This is a genomic window from Pseudoxanthomonas sp. 134C1 (assembly GCF_057773065.1).
In genome coordinates this window covers 226856-241521 of sequence record NZ_JBYMTH010000002.1, presented here as the reverse complement: position 1 = coordinate 241521, position 14666 = coordinate 226856, and the positions used below count along the sequence as shown (strand labels likewise).

Annotated in this window: 15 protein-coding genes and 1 tRNA gene; 8 read left to right on the top strand and 8 right to left on the bottom strand. The window is 67.4% G+C overall.

What is annotated here, in order from left to right; all coding sequences use genetic code 11:
- Nucleotides 1-36: 36 nt before the first annotated feature.
- Nucleotides 37-1086, top strand: coding sequence for a diguanylate cyclase (locus AC3DEZ_RS04990; protein ID WP_488387241.1), 1050 nt, complete (start codon nt 37-39; stop codon nt 1084-1086).
- Between the two features lie 3 nt (nt 1087-1089).
- On the opposite strand, the gene AC3DEZ_RS04985 is transcribed toward AC3DEZ_RS04990, so the two are convergent.
- From AC3DEZ_RS04985 to AC3DEZ_RS04960, 6 genes are all read right to left on the bottom strand, one after another.
- Complete coding sequence (locus AC3DEZ_RS04985) at nt 1090-1938, bottom strand: alpha/beta hydrolase family protein (RefSeq protein ID WP_488387240.1); 849 nt, start codon at nt 1936-1938, stop codon at nt 1090-1092.
- Nucleotides 1935-2744: a bifunctional hydroxymethylpyrimidine kinase/phosphomethylpyrimidine kinase gene (gene thiD / locus AC3DEZ_RS04980; RefSeq protein WP_488387239.1), complete on the bottom strand. Its 810-nt coding sequence runs from the start codon at nt 2742-2744 to the stop codon at nt 1935-1937. The genes AC3DEZ_RS04985 and thiD overlap by 4 nt, the downstream gene beginning before the upstream one ends.
- A 40-nt stretch (nt 2745-2784) precedes the next feature.
- A complete protein-coding gene (locus AC3DEZ_RS04975) occupies nt 2785-3459 on the bottom strand; it encodes a YoaK family protein (protein ID WP_488387238.1) in 675 nt (224 codons plus the stop codon).
- Between the two features lie 104 nt (nt 3460-3563).
- Nucleotides 3564-4964, bottom strand: coding sequence for a PhoH family protein (locus AC3DEZ_RS04970; RefSeq protein ID WP_488387237.1), 1401 nt, complete (start codon nt 4962-4964; stop codon nt 3564-3566).
- A gap of 115 nt (nt 4965-5079) precedes the next feature.
- The gene (locus AC3DEZ_RS04965) at nt 5080-5568 is read right to left on the bottom strand and encodes a peroxiredoxin (RefSeq protein WP_488387236.1); all 489 of its coding nucleotides are present in this window, start codon (nt 5566-5568) and stop codon (nt 5080-5082) included.
- Nucleotides 5569-5570: 2 nt separating this feature from the next.
- Nucleotides 5571-6131 (bottom strand): glycine cleavage system transcriptional repressor, encoded by a 561-nt coding sequence (locus AC3DEZ_RS04960; RefSeq protein ID WP_141453362.1) that lies wholly within the window; start codon nt 6129-6131, stop codon nt 5571-5573.
- Between the two features lie 159 nt (nt 6132-6290).
- Between AC3DEZ_RS04960 and dapA the strand changes: the two genes are divergently transcribed.
- Both dapA and AC3DEZ_RS04950 read left to right on the top strand, forming a co-directional pair.
- Entirely contained in the window at nt 6291-7199 is a 909-nt protein-coding gene (gene dapA, locus AC3DEZ_RS04955; protein WP_488387235.1) for a 4-hydroxy-tetrahydrodipicolinate synthase, read from the top strand.
- Nucleotides 7200-7214: 15 nt separating this feature from the next.
- Complete coding sequence (locus AC3DEZ_RS04950) at nt 7215-7739, top strand: hypothetical protein (protein WP_447101704.1); 525 nt, start codon at nt 7215-7217, stop codon at nt 7737-7739.
- A gap of 164 nt (nt 7740-7903) precedes the next feature.
- Here AC3DEZ_RS04950 and fdxA read toward each other — a convergent pair whose 3' ends face one another.
- On the bottom strand, nt 7904-8227 hold the full coding sequence (gene fdxA / locus AC3DEZ_RS04945) for a ferredoxin FdxA (protein WP_447101705.1): 324 nt from the start codon (nt 8225-8227) through the stop codon (nt 7904-7906).
- 309 nt (nt 8228-8536) lie between these two features.
- Here fdxA and AC3DEZ_RS04940 point away from each other — a divergent pair, with 309 nt between their 5' ends.
- The 3 genes from AC3DEZ_RS04940 to AC3DEZ_RS04930 all read left to right on the top strand — a co-directional run bounded on the left by AC3DEZ_RS04940 (nt 8537) and on the right by AC3DEZ_RS04930 (nt 12593).
- Nucleotides 8537-9241 carry a pirin family protein gene (locus tag AC3DEZ_RS04940; RefSeq protein WP_488387234.1) on the top strand — a complete coding sequence of 235 codons (705 nt, stop codon included), beginning with the start codon at nt 8537-8539 and terminating at the stop codon, nt 9239-9241.
- 95 nt (nt 9242-9336) lie between these two features.
- Nucleotides 9337-10446, top strand: a complete 1110-nt coding sequence (locus tag AC3DEZ_RS04935; RefSeq protein ID WP_488387233.1) for a PLP-dependent cysteine synthase family protein — start codon at nt 9337-9339, stop codon at nt 10444-10446.
- A gap of 104 nt (nt 10447-10550) precedes the next feature.
- Complete coding sequence (locus AC3DEZ_RS04930; protein ID WP_488387232.1) at nt 10551-12593, top strand: M3 family metallopeptidase; 2043 nt, start codon at nt 10551-10553, stop codon at nt 12591-12593.
- An 81-nt stretch (nt 12594-12674) separates the two neighbouring features.
- Here the strand turns inward: AC3DEZ_RS04930 and AC3DEZ_RS04925 are convergent.
- Nucleotides 12675-12749: transfer RNA gene (locus tag AC3DEZ_RS04925), tRNA-Glu, on the bottom strand.
- A 9-nt stretch (nt 12750-12758) separates the two neighbouring features.
- On the opposite strand from AC3DEZ_RS04925, the gene pcnB reads away from it, so the two are divergent.
- Together pcnB and folK are read left to right on the top strand one after the other, a co-directional pair.
- Entirely contained in the window at nt 12759-14168 is a 1410-nt protein-coding gene (gene pcnB, locus AC3DEZ_RS04920; protein WP_488387231.1) for a polynucleotide adenylyltransferase PcnB, read from the top strand.
- Complete coding sequence (gene folK, locus AC3DEZ_RS04915) at nt 14165-14656, top strand: 2-amino-4-hydroxy-6-hydroxymethyldihydropteridine diphosphokinase (protein ID WP_488387230.1); 492 nt, start codon at nt 14165-14167, stop codon at nt 14654-14656. The genes pcnB and folK overlap by 4 nt, the downstream gene beginning before the upstream one ends.
- Nucleotides 14657-14666: the final 10 nt, after the last annotated feature.

The following is a 14666-nucleotide window of genomic DNA, read 5'->3' as shown; positions in this document are numbered from 1 at the left end:
GGAGAATCCGCCGGACGGAGCCACCGACTGCTTGTCTTGCCACTGGAACGCGTAAACCGCATCGACGAGCAGACCCGCAGCCGGTTCGGCTTCCGCACCTATCGGATGCGGGTTCTCGGGCTGGGGCTGGGCACGATCTGCGTCGGTGCCGTTCTCTATGAGCACGGGGATGGCATCGCGCCCTGGCTGCTGTTGCTCTTCAACGGCCTGGTCTGGCCGCACCTGGCCTACTGGCGGGTGCGCCGCAGCCGCGATCCGATCAACGACGAGTACCGCAACCTGACCCTGGACGCCGCCATGGGCGGATTCTGGGTGGCCGCCATGCGCTTCGATGCATTGCCGAGCCTCCTGCTGGCGGTGATGCTCACGATGGACAAGATCATCATCGGTGGACCGCGGTTCGGCGCCCGCACGCTCGGCGCGATGGCGCTCACCTGCCTGGCCGCCAGCGCCGCCTGGGGATTCGCCTTCGAACCATTGACCAGTTATCGGGTGGTCCTGGCGTGTCTGCCGTTCCTGGCGATCTATCCGATGGCGATCGGCTTCGCCACCCATGCGATTTCGCGCAAGGCCCAGCAGCACAAGGATCTGCTGGAGAAGATGGCGCGCTTCGATGCCGCCACCGGCCTGATGAACCGCCAGCAGTGGCTGTACGCGGTAGCGGTCGAGTTGAACCGCTACCAGCGTTCGCGCCGGCCGTCGGTGCTGGTGCTGATCGACATCGACCACTTCAAGCAGATCAACGACACCCGCGGCCACACCATCGGCGACAGCGTGGTGGAGGAATTCGCCCGCCTGATGAAAGCCTGCCTGCGCGATGCCGACACCGGTGGGCGCTATGGCGGCGACGAATTCGGCATCGTCATGCCGGACACCCAATGGGAAGACGCCATTGTCGCGGCCGAACGCCTGCGCCGGCAGGTGGCGGCGTATGCCTTCACCCGCGACGGCCTGCGCTGCACGGTCAGCATCGGCCTGGCCGAAATCAGCCCGTCGATGGCGACGGTGAGCGACTGGATCGATGCCGCCGATCGCGGCCTCTATCAGGCCAAGCGCAAGGGGCGCGACTGCATCGTGGTCGGCTGAGGCTCAGTCGCCGTCCGGCCCGGGCAGCGCGGCGGCGACCGCCTCCGGTTGTTTCATCCAGGCGAAATGATCCGCGCGGGCGCCGAGCGCGCGCGCGTCCAGCCGGACCACATGCTTGCGTGCCCGCGGGAACTTGGCCAGCAGGCCGGCCAGCGAGGCCTGCGGCGCCAGCCAGTCGTGGTCGAACAGCACCCCGCGGATGGCCGGGGAAGCGCCGGCCATGCCCGTCTCCAGATCCGCTTCCAGCCCGGCGGCGGCGTAGTGGCCACTCAGGCCCACGGCGGCCCAGTCACCGATCAGGCCACGCGCCTCCTCGCCACCGAAGCCCAGCCGTCGGCCCGGGAACGTGCCGCGTCGGCGCGCGATCCAGATCGCGAACTGGTAGAACCACGGCAACAGCCAGCCGCGTGGCGGAGCGAAGGTCTTCCAGTAGGGCGTACCGCTCGCAACCAGCCACAGCCGCTCGAAATCCCGTGCGTGCAGGCCCAGGTAGCAGGCCGCCAGTTGTCCACCCAGGCTGTGTCCACCGATGACCGAAATGCCATCGCCGCCGTGGGCGCGCATGGCCGCCTGGCTGGCAGGCAGATCCGCGGCCAGCAGTTCGCGATATCCCCAATCCTGCCTGCGATCCGGGCGCAGGCTGCTGCTGCCGTTGCCACGCCACTCATGCAGGTAAACCGCGACGCCGCGGGCCGCCAGCGCCTCGGCGAACGGCAGGTAGTGGCGCGCGGCCACGCCCAGCGCCGGCAACCACAACAGATGCGCCCTGGGGTGCTCCGGTACGCGCGCGGCCAGGATCCAGGCATGGCCATCGGCGCCTTGCACCGGCAGTTCGAGGGCATGGATGTTCATCGGTCGGGCGACGCTCCGAAGTGGTCCAGGACGACGATGGCGCTTCGGCCGGGACGGTAGCCGTGTTTCAGCGCCGTGTGCACATAGTCGGAGGCGGCGAAACAGGCATCGGCCAGCGGCATGCCACGGCACAGGTTGGCGGCGATCGCCGAGGCCAGGGTGCAGCCGGTGCCGTGTGCTTCCAGCGACAGGCGCGGGTGGGAAATGCCGCGCACGCCGCCCGCATCGGCGAACAGATCGGTGACCTCGCCGGTGTCGGGCAGGTGCCCGCCTTTCAGGAAGACCGCCTGCGCCCCGAGATCACGCAGCGCGAGCGCCGCCGCATGCATGTCCTCCCGATTGGCGATGCCCCTGCCGAGCAGCAGCTCGGCCTCGGGCAGGTTGGGCGTGACCACGCTGGCAAGCGGGAGCAGCCGAGCGCGCAGCGCCTGCAGCGCGCTGTCCTCCAGCAGCTTGGCGCCGCTGGTCGCGACCATCACCGGGTCCACCACCACGAATGCCGGCGCACGCGCATGCAGGGCCCCGGCGACCGTGCCGATCACTTCGTCGGTGGCGAGCATGCCCAGCTTGGCAACCCGCACGTCGAAGTCGTCGAAGCAGGCATCCAGTTGCGCGCGCAGGAAATCCATCGGCGGCACGTTCACCGCGGTCACGCCGCGGGTGTGCTGGGCGGTGAGGGCGGCGATCGCGGACAGGCCATGCACGCGATGGGCGGCGAACGTCTTGAGGTCGGCCTGGATGCCGGCACCACCGCCGGAATCGGAACCGGCGATGGTGAGCGCGGAGACCACGGAAGGAAGCGTCATGGTCGACATTGTGCCATTCCGCCCACGCGGCGGCCCGCGATCAGCGCGGCATCCGGTGCAGGCGCCAGTGCCGGTAGATCACGTAACCCAGTCCGGTCATGCCGGTCAGCAGGGCCGGCGCGAACAGCGCTTCGTAGCTCCAGCGCCGGAACAGCCAGGCGCCGATCACGCCGCCGATCAGGAAGCCGCTGATGATCAGCCCGCTCAGGGTGAGCCGGCGCATCGGCAGCGGCCGGCCGCGGATCAGGTGGCCCAGGCCGATACCCAGGTCGGTGAACATGCCGCTCAGGTGGGTGGTGCGGACCAGCGCGCCACTGTAGGTGGTGACCATCGCGTTCTGCAGGCCGCATGCCGTCGCGGCCAGCAGCCCGCCCCAGATCTGCTGTTGCTGGAACAGCGGTACCGATGCCGCCAGCAGCAGCGCCTCCACCGTCAGCACCACGCCGTAGCGGCGGCCGAGCTGCAGGGTCTGATCCTGGATGATCAGGCCGCTCATGGTGGCGCCGAGGCAGAAGGCGATCAGCACGCCCCACAGATGCGCGATCGCGCGGCCGTCACCCGCCGCCAGCGCCGCGCCGAGCAGGCTGGTGGTGCCGGTGAGATGGCTGATGGCCTGGTGCTCGAATCCCAGGAAGCCGATGACGTTGACCATGCCGGCCACGCAAGCCAGCGCTATCGCGCCGATCCAGACCCAGCGCGGAAGTTGCATGCCCATGTGCAGGACGGATTCGCCGAACCAGTGGGCAAGTCTATGCGATCAGGCCCGCGCACGCCCGGCGGCGCCGGCGTTGGCCGGCGCCGCCATCCGTGTGCCACGGGTTACAGCACTTCCGACGCGTAGTCCGCCAGTCGCGAGCGTTCGCCGCGACGCAGGGTGATGTGCGCGCTGTGCGCCCAGACCTTGAACCGATCCACTGCGTAGGTGAGGCCGGAGGTGGTTTCGGTGAGGTAGGGCGTATCGATCTGTTCGACGTTGCCCAGGCAGACGATCTTGGTGCCGGGGCCCGCGCGCGTGATCAGCGTCTTCATTTGCTTGGGCGTCAGGTTCTGGGCCTCGTCGAGGATCAGGTAGCGGCTCAGGAAGGTGCGGCCGCGCATGAAGTTCATCGAACGGATCTTGATCCGGCTCGCGAGCAGGTCGTTGGTCGCCGCGCGGCCCCAGGCGCCGCCTTCCTGGTTGTGGGTGAGCACTTCCAGGTTGTCGGTCAGCGCGCCCATCCATGGCGTCATCTTTTCCTCTTCCGTGCCGGGCAGGAAGCCTATGTCCTCGCCGACGCTGACGGTGGCGCGGGTCATGATGATCTCGCGGTAGCGCTGCTGGTCCATCGTCTGCGCCAGGCCGGCGGCCAGCGCCAGCAGGGTCTTGCCGGTGCCGGCGGTGCCGAGCAGGGTGACGAAATCGATTTCCGGATCCATCAGCGCGTTGAGCGCGAAGTTCTGCTCGCGGTTGCGCGCGGTGATGCCCCACACCGCGTGCTGGCCATGGCGGAAATCATCGACGATGGTGAGCGTGGCCTTGCGATCCGCGCCGACCTTGACCACGCGCAGTTCGACCTCGTCCTCGCCGGGCAGGTACAGGTACTGGTTGGGGTACCAGTCCTCGTCGTCGGCCAGGGTGATCTCGTAGCTGGTACGGCCCTTGTCGCTCCAACTGCGCAGATCGGTGTTGTGCTTGTGCCAGAAATCCTCGCCCAGCTCGGTGGCGCCGGTGTACAGCAGGCTGAAATCATCCAGCGCGCGATCATTCTCGTAATCCTCGGCGGCCAGCCCGCTGATCGAAGCCTTGATGCGCAGGTTGATGTCCTTGGACACCAGGATGACCGGGACTTCCGGATGTTCCTCGCGCAGTTCCAGCACCGCCGCCAGGATCTTGTTGTCCGGTGCCACGGTGCCGAAGGTGCGGCCCGGATCCACCGGCTTGACCTGGAAATACAGCTTGCCGATCTGTCCGCGCGACTTCAGCTGCAGGCCCTGCGGGTGGGTCAGGGTGATGCCGGCCTGGATGTGGTCGGCGCCGGCGCCCACGATCAGTTCATTGAGAAAGCGGCTGACCTGGCGGGCGTTGCGGCTGACTTCGGAAGTGCCCTTCTTGGCGTTGTCGAGTTCCTCGATCACCTGCATCGGCAGAAACACGTCGTGTTCTTCGAATTTGAACAGCGCGGTGGGATCGTGCATCAGCACGTTGGTGTCCAGCACATAGATGCGCTTGCTTCGGGTCATTCAGGCAGCCTCGTGGAGGATGGTATGTGTGAACACGCGTCGCGGAAAGCGCACAGCAGCGAACCACCACGCCCGCCGCGACACGGGATGGTGGAGAAGGTGGAGAACCGTTCGATCACTGGGTTTGGAGCGCCTTCAGTGCGTCCAGCACGGCCTGGGCGTGGCCGGGAACCTTGACGCCGCGCCATTCCTGGGCGAGGCGGCCGTCAGGTGAAACCAGGAAGGTGCTGCGGACCACGCCGAGCACCTTGCGTCCGTACATGTTCTTCTCGTGGATCACGTCGAAGGCCTGGCACAGCTTCTCGTCGGCATCGCTGACCAGGGGAAACTTGAAGCCCTGCTTGGCGCAGAAGTTGTCGTGCGACTTGACCGAATCGCGCGACACGCCCAGTACCGTGGCGTCCAACTTCTTGAACTTCGCCAGCAGCGCGTTGAAGTCCAGGCCCTCGGTGGTGCAGCCGGGCGTGCTGTCCTTCGGATAGAAATACAGCACCAGCCATTGGCCGGCGTAGTCGGCGAGGGTGGCGTGTTCGCCGCCGGACAGCGCCAGCGGCAGCTTGAGGGTTGCCTTGGGCAGGGCCTTGCCGGTGCTGATCGCCGTCATCGTCAGAACTTCATCGGATCCATGATCGCGTCCAGGTTCAGATGGTCGCAGAATTCGAGGAAATCGTCGCGCAGCGCGGCGATATGCATGTTGGCCGGCACCCCGATGGTCACCTGCGCGGAAAACATTTCCGCCCCGGTCTGCATGGCGCGGTAGCGGGTGCTCTGCAGGTTCTCGATGGTGATGCCCTGGCGATCGAAGAAGTCGGCGAGCTGGAACAGGATGCCCGGCTTGTCGGCGGCGACCACTTCCACGATGTACGGCAGCAGGTTGGACTGCACGACCTTGGGGCCGGTGCGGTACCAGACCAGTTTCAGGCCCTCTTCGCGCTCCAGCCGGGTCATCATCGCCTCCAGCTTGGCGACCGAGTCCCACGAACCGGTCGCCAGGGCCGTCACCGACACGTCCCGGCCCACCGTGGACAGGCGGGCGTCCACCAGATTGCATCCGCTGTCCGCGATCCGGCGCGTCACCGCCAACAGCGGGGACTCCGGATGCGTCGTATAGGCGTTGATCAGGAGGTGGTTTTCGTTCGGCGAAGGCCGGGGCGTGGGATCGGTCAAAGCGGCTTCCGGCAAGGCGGCGAGTCTGAATGGCACCCCGGGCTGGCGCCCGGTACGGGATCCAGCATACTTGCCCGCGCTTTCACGCCGCAAGTAACATCGCAGGGTGCGCGGACGCCGCGCAGCCCTGTTCAACGAGACGTTCAAGAAGGCATACGCTTGTCCCTTTCCGGCAGCATCACCGCACTGGCCACGCCGTTCACGGCCGCTGGCGAACTCGACCTCGACGCCTGGCGCCGGCTGCTCAAACAGCAGCTCGACGGCGGCACGCAGGGCGTGGTCGTCGCCGGTTCGACCGGCGAGGCGGCGGCGCTGTCCGACGAGGAATACGAGCGGTTGCTGCGGATCGCGGTGGAAACCCTCGGTGACCGCATTCCGGTGCTGGCCGGCACCGGCCAGATGAACACCGCCAAGACCATTGCCCAGACCCGCCGCGCGCAGGCGGCCGGCGCCGAATACGCGCTGGTGGTCACCCCGCCTTACGTGCGGCCGACCCAGGCAGGCCTGATCGCGCACTACCGCGCGGTGGCCGAGCAGGGCGGCCTGCCGGTGGTCCTGTACAACGTGCCGGGCCGCACCGGTTGCGACATGCTGCCGGAGACCGTCGCCGAACTCGCGCCGCATCCGCACATCGTCGGCATCAAGGAAGCCCGTTCCGAACCGGAGCGGATGACCGCGCTGCTGGCGCTGCGCAATGACGGTTTCGCCGTCCTCAGCGGCGACGATCCGACCGCCGGCCGGGCCATGCTGGCGGGCGCCGACGGACTCATCTCGGTCGGTTCCAACGCATTGCCCCGTACCTTCCGCCGCCTCTGCGATCGCGCCCGTGCCGGGGACGCCGCGGCGGTCGCCGCGCTGGACGCGGAGCTGGGCGAGGTCTACGGCTTCCTCGGGGTGGAATCCAATCCCATCCCGATCAAGGCGCTGCTGCAGCGCCAGGACATCGGCGCCGGGCTGCGGCTGCCCCTGCTGTCGCTGTCCACCCCTCACCAGGACACCGCGGATCGACTGGCCGGACTGGTCCGTCGACTCGAAGAACAATCCAGCCGCGATACGATCGCGGCCTGAACCCAGGAGAACACCATGCGTTTTTCGCCTTCGCTCATGCGTCCGCTCGCCTTCGCGCTGCTGGCCGTTTCCGTGGCCGGCGGCCTGTCGGGCTGCAAGTGGTTCAGCAAGAAGGGCGCCAAGGGCGACTACGCGCTGAGCCCGGAAATGCGTCCGCTGGAAGTCCCGCCGGATCTCAATCTGCCCAGCACCGCCGGCGCGATGAATCTCCCGACCACCGCTTCGCAGGTGCAGGCGCAGGGCCAGGGCAGCGCCCCGGCGGCGGCCTCCAACACCGGTTTCAACACCGCCGGCAGCCGCGATGAAGTCTTCACCAAGGTCGGCGACGCGCTGGGCGGCATCGAAGGCGTGACCGTCGCCAGCCGCGCCCAGCTGCTGGGCACCTACGACGTGAACTACGAAGGCAGCAACTTCCTCGTGCGCGTGGTCGGCCTGCAGGCAGGCGCTTACGTGTCCGCGGTGGATCCGCGCGGCCTGCCGGCGCAGGGCGAAGCAGCCACCAAGCTGATCGCCGCACTGAAGGCCAAGCTCGGCAACTGAGCTTCCGGGCCGCGGCAACGAAAAAGGCGCCCCAGGGCGCCTTTTTCTTTTTGCCTGTCCCCGCCATTCGTGCGGGATGTGTTCGACGGCGGGCCGGCCGAAGCGCGCGATGTGGAAGCGGACGACAGGAATCCGATGCCACATCCACGCGAAAAAGGCGGGTATCAGCGTTCCAGCAGCGGCAGCTTGCCGGGTTTGCCTTCCCATTCCTTGGCATCGGGCAGCGGATCCTTGCGGGTGGTGATCACCGGCCAGGATTTCGCCAGCTCCGCATTCAACTGCACGTAGTTTTCCTGGCCGGCTGGGACATCGTCTTCCGGATAGATCGCATTGATCGGGCATTCCGGTTCGCACAGGGTGCAGTCGATGCACTCATCGGGATCGATCACCAGGAAGTTCGGGCCTTCGTGGAAGCAATCCACCGGGCAGACTTCCACGCAATCGGTGTACTTGCATTTGATGCAATTCTCGGTGACGACGAAGGGCATTGGCAGAGCATCGAAACGGAAACCCGACAAGTTTAAAGCAACGCGCACATCGGGATGACATTGATTGTGGTTCGCGTCGTGCCGGGGCCATGCGGCGTACGCGGAACACGGCCGATTGCCTCCCGGGGTGGTCGGCGGCCCGGCTTGCGCCGCAGTGAATCCGGCAACCGATTCGTTGCGTTGTTGAGAAAATCCGTGGTTTTTTTAAATATTGTCCCGAAATTGGAACAACCCATTGGCCGGCCACCTGTTTATCCTGACCGCGCGGAACCGCATCCTTTCGCCAACGTTTCCCGTGGAGGTTCCCCGATGATCACCCTGCGTCCGGCCACCGAGCGCGGCCACGCCAACCATGGCTGGCTGGATTCCTGGCACAGCTTCTCCTTCGCCGGCTACTACGACGACAACCACGTGCACTGGGGCCCGCTGCGGGTCATCAACGAGGATCGGGTGGAAGCCGGGCGCGGGTTCGGCCAGCACGGCCATCGCGACATGGAGATCATCAGCTACGTGCTGGAGGGCGCGCTCGGCCACAAGGATTCGATGGGCAACGCCTCCAGCATCGTGCCCGGCGACGTGCAGCGGATGAGCGCCGGCACCGGCGTGCAGCACTCCGAGTTCAACCACAGCGAGTCCGGCACCACCCATTTCCTGCAGATCTGGATCATCCCGGATCGGCAGGGTGTCGCACCGTCCTACGAGCAGAAGGCGTTTTCCGCCGGGGAAAAACAGGGACACCTGCGCCTGATCGCCAGCCCGGACAGCGCCGATGGATCGGTGGGCATCCACCAGGATGCGCGCGTCTATGCCGGTCTGTTCGATGGTGACGAGAAGGCCGAACTGCGCCTGGCCGGGGGCCGGCTGGGCTACGTGCACGTGGCCCGTGGCGAGGTGACCGTCAACGGCCATGCGCTGGCGGCCGGCGACGCCCTGCTGTACGAAGGCGAGCCGCTGATCACCGTGGGCGCCGGCCGCAGCGCGGAAGTGCTGGTGTTCGACCTGCCCAGGATCTGAGCGGGTTGTTCCGGGTGGCGTGGCCGCCCGGGAACATCCGCGGGCGGGGAGTGGGATAATGCCGGGCGATCGTTTCCATCCGGACATTCCGTTCCATGTCGCACCGTCACTGGGTGGCCGCGTCCATCCGCAGAATCGAGGCCGACTTCAATCGATCGGCCGATACCCACCTGATTCCGCTGTCGCTGCCGGGTTATCCGGACATCGACTTCTATTTCAAGGACGAGTCCAGCCATCCCACCGGCAGCCTCAAGCATCGGTTGGCGCGCTCGCTGTTCCTGTATGCGCTGGCCAATGGCTGGTTGCGCGAAGGCGCGCCGGTGATCGAGGCATCCAGTGGATCCACCGCGGTTTCGGAGGCCTACTTCGCCCGCCTGCTCGGCTTGCCGTTCATCGCGGTGATTCCGGCCAGCACCTCGCCGGAGAAAATCGCCGCGATCGAGTTCCAGGGCGGGCGCTGCCACCTGATCGAGCGCGCCTGCGATCTGGACGATGCCTCGCGCCAGTTGGCGCGCGAGACCGGCGGGCATTTCATGGATCAGTTCACCTACGCCGAGCGCGCGACCGATTGGCGCGCCAACAACAACATCGCCGAATCGATCTTCAAGCAGATGGCGGCCGAGCCTCATCCGGTGCCGTCGTGGATCGTCTGCAGCCCAGGCACCGGCGGCACCGCCGCCACCCTGGGCCGCTACGTGCGCTATCGCCAGCACGGCACCGACATCCTGTGCGTGGATCCGGAAATCTCGATGTTCTACGACGGCTACCGGGAAGCGCTGGCCGGCCGGCCGTGGCGCGAACTGACCAGCACCGGCGGCTCGCGCATCGAGGGCATCGGCCGTCCCCGCGTGGAAGCCAGCTTCCTTCCCAGTTGCGTGGACGCGATGGTCAAGGTGCCGGATGCGCTGTCGCTGGCGGCGATGCGCGAAGTCAGCGCCCGCCTGGGGCGGCGCGTCGGCGGTTCCACCGGGACCAACTTCGTCGGCGTGCTGTGGGCGGCACAGCGGATGAAGCAGGCCGGGCGCGCCGGTTCCATCGTCACCATCCTGTGCGATGCGGGCGAACGCTATGCGCACAGCTATTACGAAGCGTCGTGGTATGCGGACAACGGCATCGATGTGAGCGACAGCGATGCGGCGATCGCCGCCGCGAGCGCGGGCGAACGCTTGCCGGATCTGCCCTGGGCGGCGCAGGCCATGGCCTGAACGGCACCGTGCCGACGCGGATGTCCGCTTGCATCCGCGGCCGCCGCCTCCACTGTGGAAAGGGCGAACCCGCCTTTCCCTCGCCTGATTCCAGGAGTTCCGACGTGACCCTTCCGCTGCTCGATTTTTCCGGCCTGCCGCGTTTCGACGAGATCCGCCCCGAGCAGATTTCCTCCGCCATCGACCAACTGCTGGCCGAGGCGGACGCGGCGGTGAAGCAGGCGGAGACGACCGCGCCGGTGACCTGGGAGAATTTCGTGGCGCCGCTGGATGACGCCACCGAGCGGCTGTCCCGGGCCTGGGGCCAGGTCACCCATCTGCAAGCGGTGGTCAACACGCCGGAACTGCGCGAGGCCTACAACGCCAATCTGCCCAAGGTCACCCGCTTCGGCAGCGCCCTGGGGCAGAACCTGGCCTTGTACGCACAGTACAAGGCGTTGTCGCAGTCGCCGGAAGCCGCCGGCTACGACGATGCGCGACGCAAGGCGTTGGAGAACGCGCTGCGCGATTTCCGCCTGGGCGGCGCGGAATTGGACGAGGCCGGCAAGGCCCGCTTCACCGCCATCCGCGAAGAGTTGTCGGCGCTGTCGGCGAAGTTCTCCAACAACGTCCTGGATGCCACCGATGCCTGGGCGCTGTTCGTAGAGGAACCGTCCCGTCTCGCCGGCCTGCCGGCGGACGTGCTGGCCGCCGCCCGCGCGCAGGCCGGGAAGGATGGGCGCGCCGGCTGGAAACTGACCCTGCAGATGCCGTGCTACCTGCCGGTGCAGACCTACGCCGAGGATCGTGCGCTGCGCGAACAGCTCTATCGCGCCAGCGCGGTGCGGGCTTCCGAACTGGGGGACGACACCGGCCTGGACAACAGTCCGCTGATCGGGCGCATCCTCGCCCTGCGTAGCGAACTGGCGAGTCTGCTCGGGTTCGACAGCTACGCCGATTATTCGGTGGCGACCAAGATGGCCGACAGCCCGCGGGCCGTGCTGGCCTTCCTGCGCGACCTGGGCGGCCGGGCATTGCCGCATGCGCGGCGCGACCGCGCGGAACTGGAGGCGTTCGCGCGCGACGAACTCGGCCTGGACGGCCTGGACGGCCTGGAGGCCTGGGATCTGGCCTGGGCAAGCGAGAAGCTCAAGCAGGCGCGCTACAGCTATTCCGGGCAGGAAGTGAAGCAGTACTTCACCGAGCCGAAGGTGCTGGCTGGCCTGTTCGATCTGATCCATGCACTGTACGGCCTGCGGGTCGAACCGGATCAGGCACCGGTCTGGCACCCGGACGTGCGCTTCTACCGGCTGAGCAACGAGAAAGGCCAACTGGTCGGCCAGTTCTACCTCGATCTCTACGCGCGCGAAGGCAAGCGCGGCGGCGCCTGGATGGACGATGGCCGCAATCGCCGCGAGCGCGGAGCGGAGCAGGGCGCGCAGACGCCGCTGGTGTACCTGGTCTGCAATTTCGGTCGCGGCGCCGATGGCAAGCCGGCAACCTTCAGCCACAATGAAGTCACCACGCTGTTCCATGAAATGGGCCATGGCCTGCACCAGTTGCTGACCCAGGTCGGCGAACTGGCGGTGGCCGGCATCAACGGGGTGGAATGGGATGCGGTGGAACTGCCCAGCCAGTTCATGGAGAACTTCTGCTGGGAATGGGAGCGCGTGCAGGCGATGACGGCGCACGTGGACACCGGCGCACCGCTGCCGCGCGATCTGTTCGAGCGCATGCTGGCGGCGAAGAACTTCCAGAGCGGCATGGCGACCGTGCGGCAACTGGAGTTCGGCCTGTTCGACATGCTGCTGCATGCCGGCGGCTTCGATCCCGCGGGTGACGGCGTGCTCGCACTGCTGGAGCAGGTGCGCGACGAGATCGCGGTGAACCGGCCGCCGGCCTGGAACCGTTTCCCGCACCAGTTCAGCCATATCTTCGCCGGCGGCTACGCGGCCGGTTATTACAGCTACAAATGGGCCGAGGTGCTGAGCGCGGATGCCTACGCGGCGTTCGAGGAGGCGCCGGCACGACTGGCCGAGACCGGTGCCCGCTTCCGCCGCGAAGTGCTGGCGCGCGGGGGAAGCCGGGGCGCGGCGGAGAATTTCCGCGCATTTCGCGGGCGCGAGCCACGCATCGATGCGCTGCTGCGGCACAGCGGCATGGCGTAAGTCGGCGGGGAAGGGATGCCGGCGGAAATGCCGGCCCCGGAGACTGCGGACCCCGTGGGGCCGTACCATGTTCAGCCGGAATGGCGCTCCCTAGGGGACTCGAACCCCTGTTTTAGCCTTGAGAGGGCCACGTCCTAACCACTAGACGAAGGGAGCGTTTGGGTGATGCCGGCGAAGCGCATTAGTATATGCGGCTACCCCGGCATTCGGCAATCGCCTGCCGGGGGCACGAGACAACCTGACGGAACCGCCACCATTACCCCGAATACCACCCTGCGCATCATCCCCCGCGACCAGCACCCGATCTCGCGCAGGGACATCAGTCCCAATGCCCTGCGCGTGCTGTACCGGCTGCGTGACGCGGGCTTCGCCGGTTACCTGGTCGGCGGGGCCGTGCGCGACCTGCTGGTCGGCGGGCACCCCAAGGATTTCGACGTCGCCACCGACGCCACCCCGGAGCAGGTCAAGCAGTTGTTCCGCAATTGCCGGCTGATCGGGCGCCGCTTCCGCCTGGCCCACGTCGTGTTCGGCAGCGAGATCATCGAGGTCGCCACCTTCCGCGCCAACAGCGACGACGGCAGCGGCGATCGCGAAATGGAAAACGGCCGGCTGGTCCGCGACAACGTCTACGGCACCGTCGAGGACGACGCGGTGCGCCGCGACTTCACCGCCAATGCGCTGTACTACGCCATCGAGGATTTCTCGGTGCGTGACTACGTGGGCGGGTTCGAGGACGTGCAGGCGCGCACGCTGCGGCTGATCGGCGATCCCGAACAGCGTTATCGCGAAGATCCGGTGCGCATGCTGCGCGCGGTGCGGCTGGCGGCCAAGCTCGATTTCTCGATCGAGGCGGCGACCGCGGAACCGATCGCGCGGCTGGCGTCCCTGTTGTCGGATGCCGCGCCCGCGCGGCTGTTCGAGGAAATCCTCAAGCTGTTCCTGTCGGGCCATGCGGTGGCCAGCTTCGAAGGCCTGGAGCGCTTCGGCCTGCTCGGCGTGCTGCTGCCGGAGACCGCGGCGGCGCTGGCGTCCAACCGCAGCGGCGCATTGCGCCGCATGCTGGTCGAGGGCCTGGCCGGGACCGATCGGCGCGTCGCCAACGATGAACCGGTGTCGCCGGCCTTCCTGTTCGCGCTGTTGCTGTGGCCGGCGTACTGCCGCGCCCTGATGGCATTGCAGGCGCAGGGCGTGCACGCGGAGGAAGCCCAGCGCCGCGCCGCCGACCGGGTCACCCTGCACCAGCTCAACACCATTGCCTTGCCACGCCGCTTCTCGCTGCCGATGCAGGAGATCTGGTTGCTGCAGACGCGGTTCGGCAACCGCCAGCGCAAGCGGGTCATGCGCCTGCTGAGCCACCCACGCTTCCGCGCCGCGTTCGATTTCCTGGTCCTGCGGCTTTCCGCATCCAGCGAACATGCCGAGGACGTGGCGTTCTGGCGCGAGGCCCAGGCGCAGTCGCCGGAGGTCCTGGCCAGTTCGCTCACTTCCGCCTCCGGCGCCTCGGAGGAAGAAGGCGGTCCGCAGGGCCGCCGCCGCCGCCGTCGCCGTCGCACTGGCGCCGCTTCGCCGGAATGAATCCGCCAACCACGGCCTTCGTGGGCCTGGGCGCGAACCTGGGCGACGCCCAGGCCAGCGTGCGCGCCGCCGCGGCGCGGCTGGGACAACTGCCGGAGACCGCGTGCCTCGCGCTGTCGCGCCTGTACCGCACCCCGGCGTGGGGACTGGAAGCGCAACCGGATTTCATCAACGCGGTGGCCATGCTGCGTACCGGACTGGAACCGCTTGCATTGCTGGAGCAACTGCTGGCGATCGAGCGCGAGTTCGGGCGCGATCGCAGCCGCGAGCAACGCTGGGGACCACGCCGCCTGGATCTGGACCTGCTGTTGTACGGGGATCGGGTGCTCGACGTGCCCGGGCTGCAATTGCCGCATCCGCGCCTGCACGAACGGGCCTTCGCGCTGGTGCCGCTGCTGGAAGTGGCGCCGGATGCCTGGATTCCGGGGTACGGCTACGCGCGGGATGCAGCGTCCGGCCTGGAAAGGTCGAACATCCAGCCGTTATGAGGGGATAATG

What these genes read in the sequence shown, in the direction of transcription:
- AC3DEZ_RS04985 (WP_488387240.1), bottom strand. Translation starts at nt 1,938, where the DNA reads ATGAACATCCATGCCCTCGAACTGCCGGTGCAAGGCGCCGATGGCCAT.
- thiD (WP_488387239.1), bottom strand. Translation starts at nt 2,744, where the DNA reads ATGACGCTTCCTTCCGTGGTCTCCGCGCTCACCATCGCCGGTTCCGAT.
- AC3DEZ_RS04975 (WP_488387238.1), bottom strand. Translation starts at nt 3,459, where the DNA reads ATGGGCATGCAACTTCCGCGCTGGGTCTGGATCGGCGCGATAGCGCTG.
- AC3DEZ_RS04970 (WP_488387237.1), bottom strand. Translation starts at nt 4,964, where the DNA reads ATGACCCGAAGCAAGCGCATCTATGTGCTGGACACCAACGTGCTGATG.
- AC3DEZ_RS04965 (WP_488387236.1), bottom strand. Translation starts at nt 5,568, where the DNA reads ATGACGGCGATCAGCACCGGCAAGGCCCTGCCCAAGGCAACCCTCAAG.
- AC3DEZ_RS04950 (WP_447101704.1), top strand. Translation starts at nt 7,215, where the DNA reads ATGCGTTTTTCGCCTTCGCTCATGCGTCCGCTCGCCTTCGCGCTGCTG.
- fdxA (WP_447101705.1), bottom strand. Translation starts at nt 8,227, where the DNA reads ATGCCCTTCGTCGTCACCGAGAATTGCATCAAATGCAAGTACACCGAT.
- AC3DEZ_RS04940 (WP_488387234.1), top strand. Translation starts at nt 8,537, where the DNA reads ATGATCACCCTGCGTCCGGCCACCGAGCGCGGCCACGCCAACCATGGC.
- AC3DEZ_RS04935 (WP_488387233.1), top strand. Translation starts at nt 9,337, where the DNA reads ATGTCGCACCGTCACTGGGTGGCCGCGTCCATCCGCAGAATCGAGGCC.
- pcnB (WP_488387231.1), top strand. Translation starts at nt 12,759, where the DNA reads ATGCCGGCGAAGCGCATTAGTATATGCGGCTACCCCGGCATTCGGCAA.
- folK (WP_488387230.1), top strand. Translation starts at nt 14,165, where the DNA reads ATGAATCCGCCAACCACGGCCTTCGTGGGCCTGGGCGCGAACCTGGGC.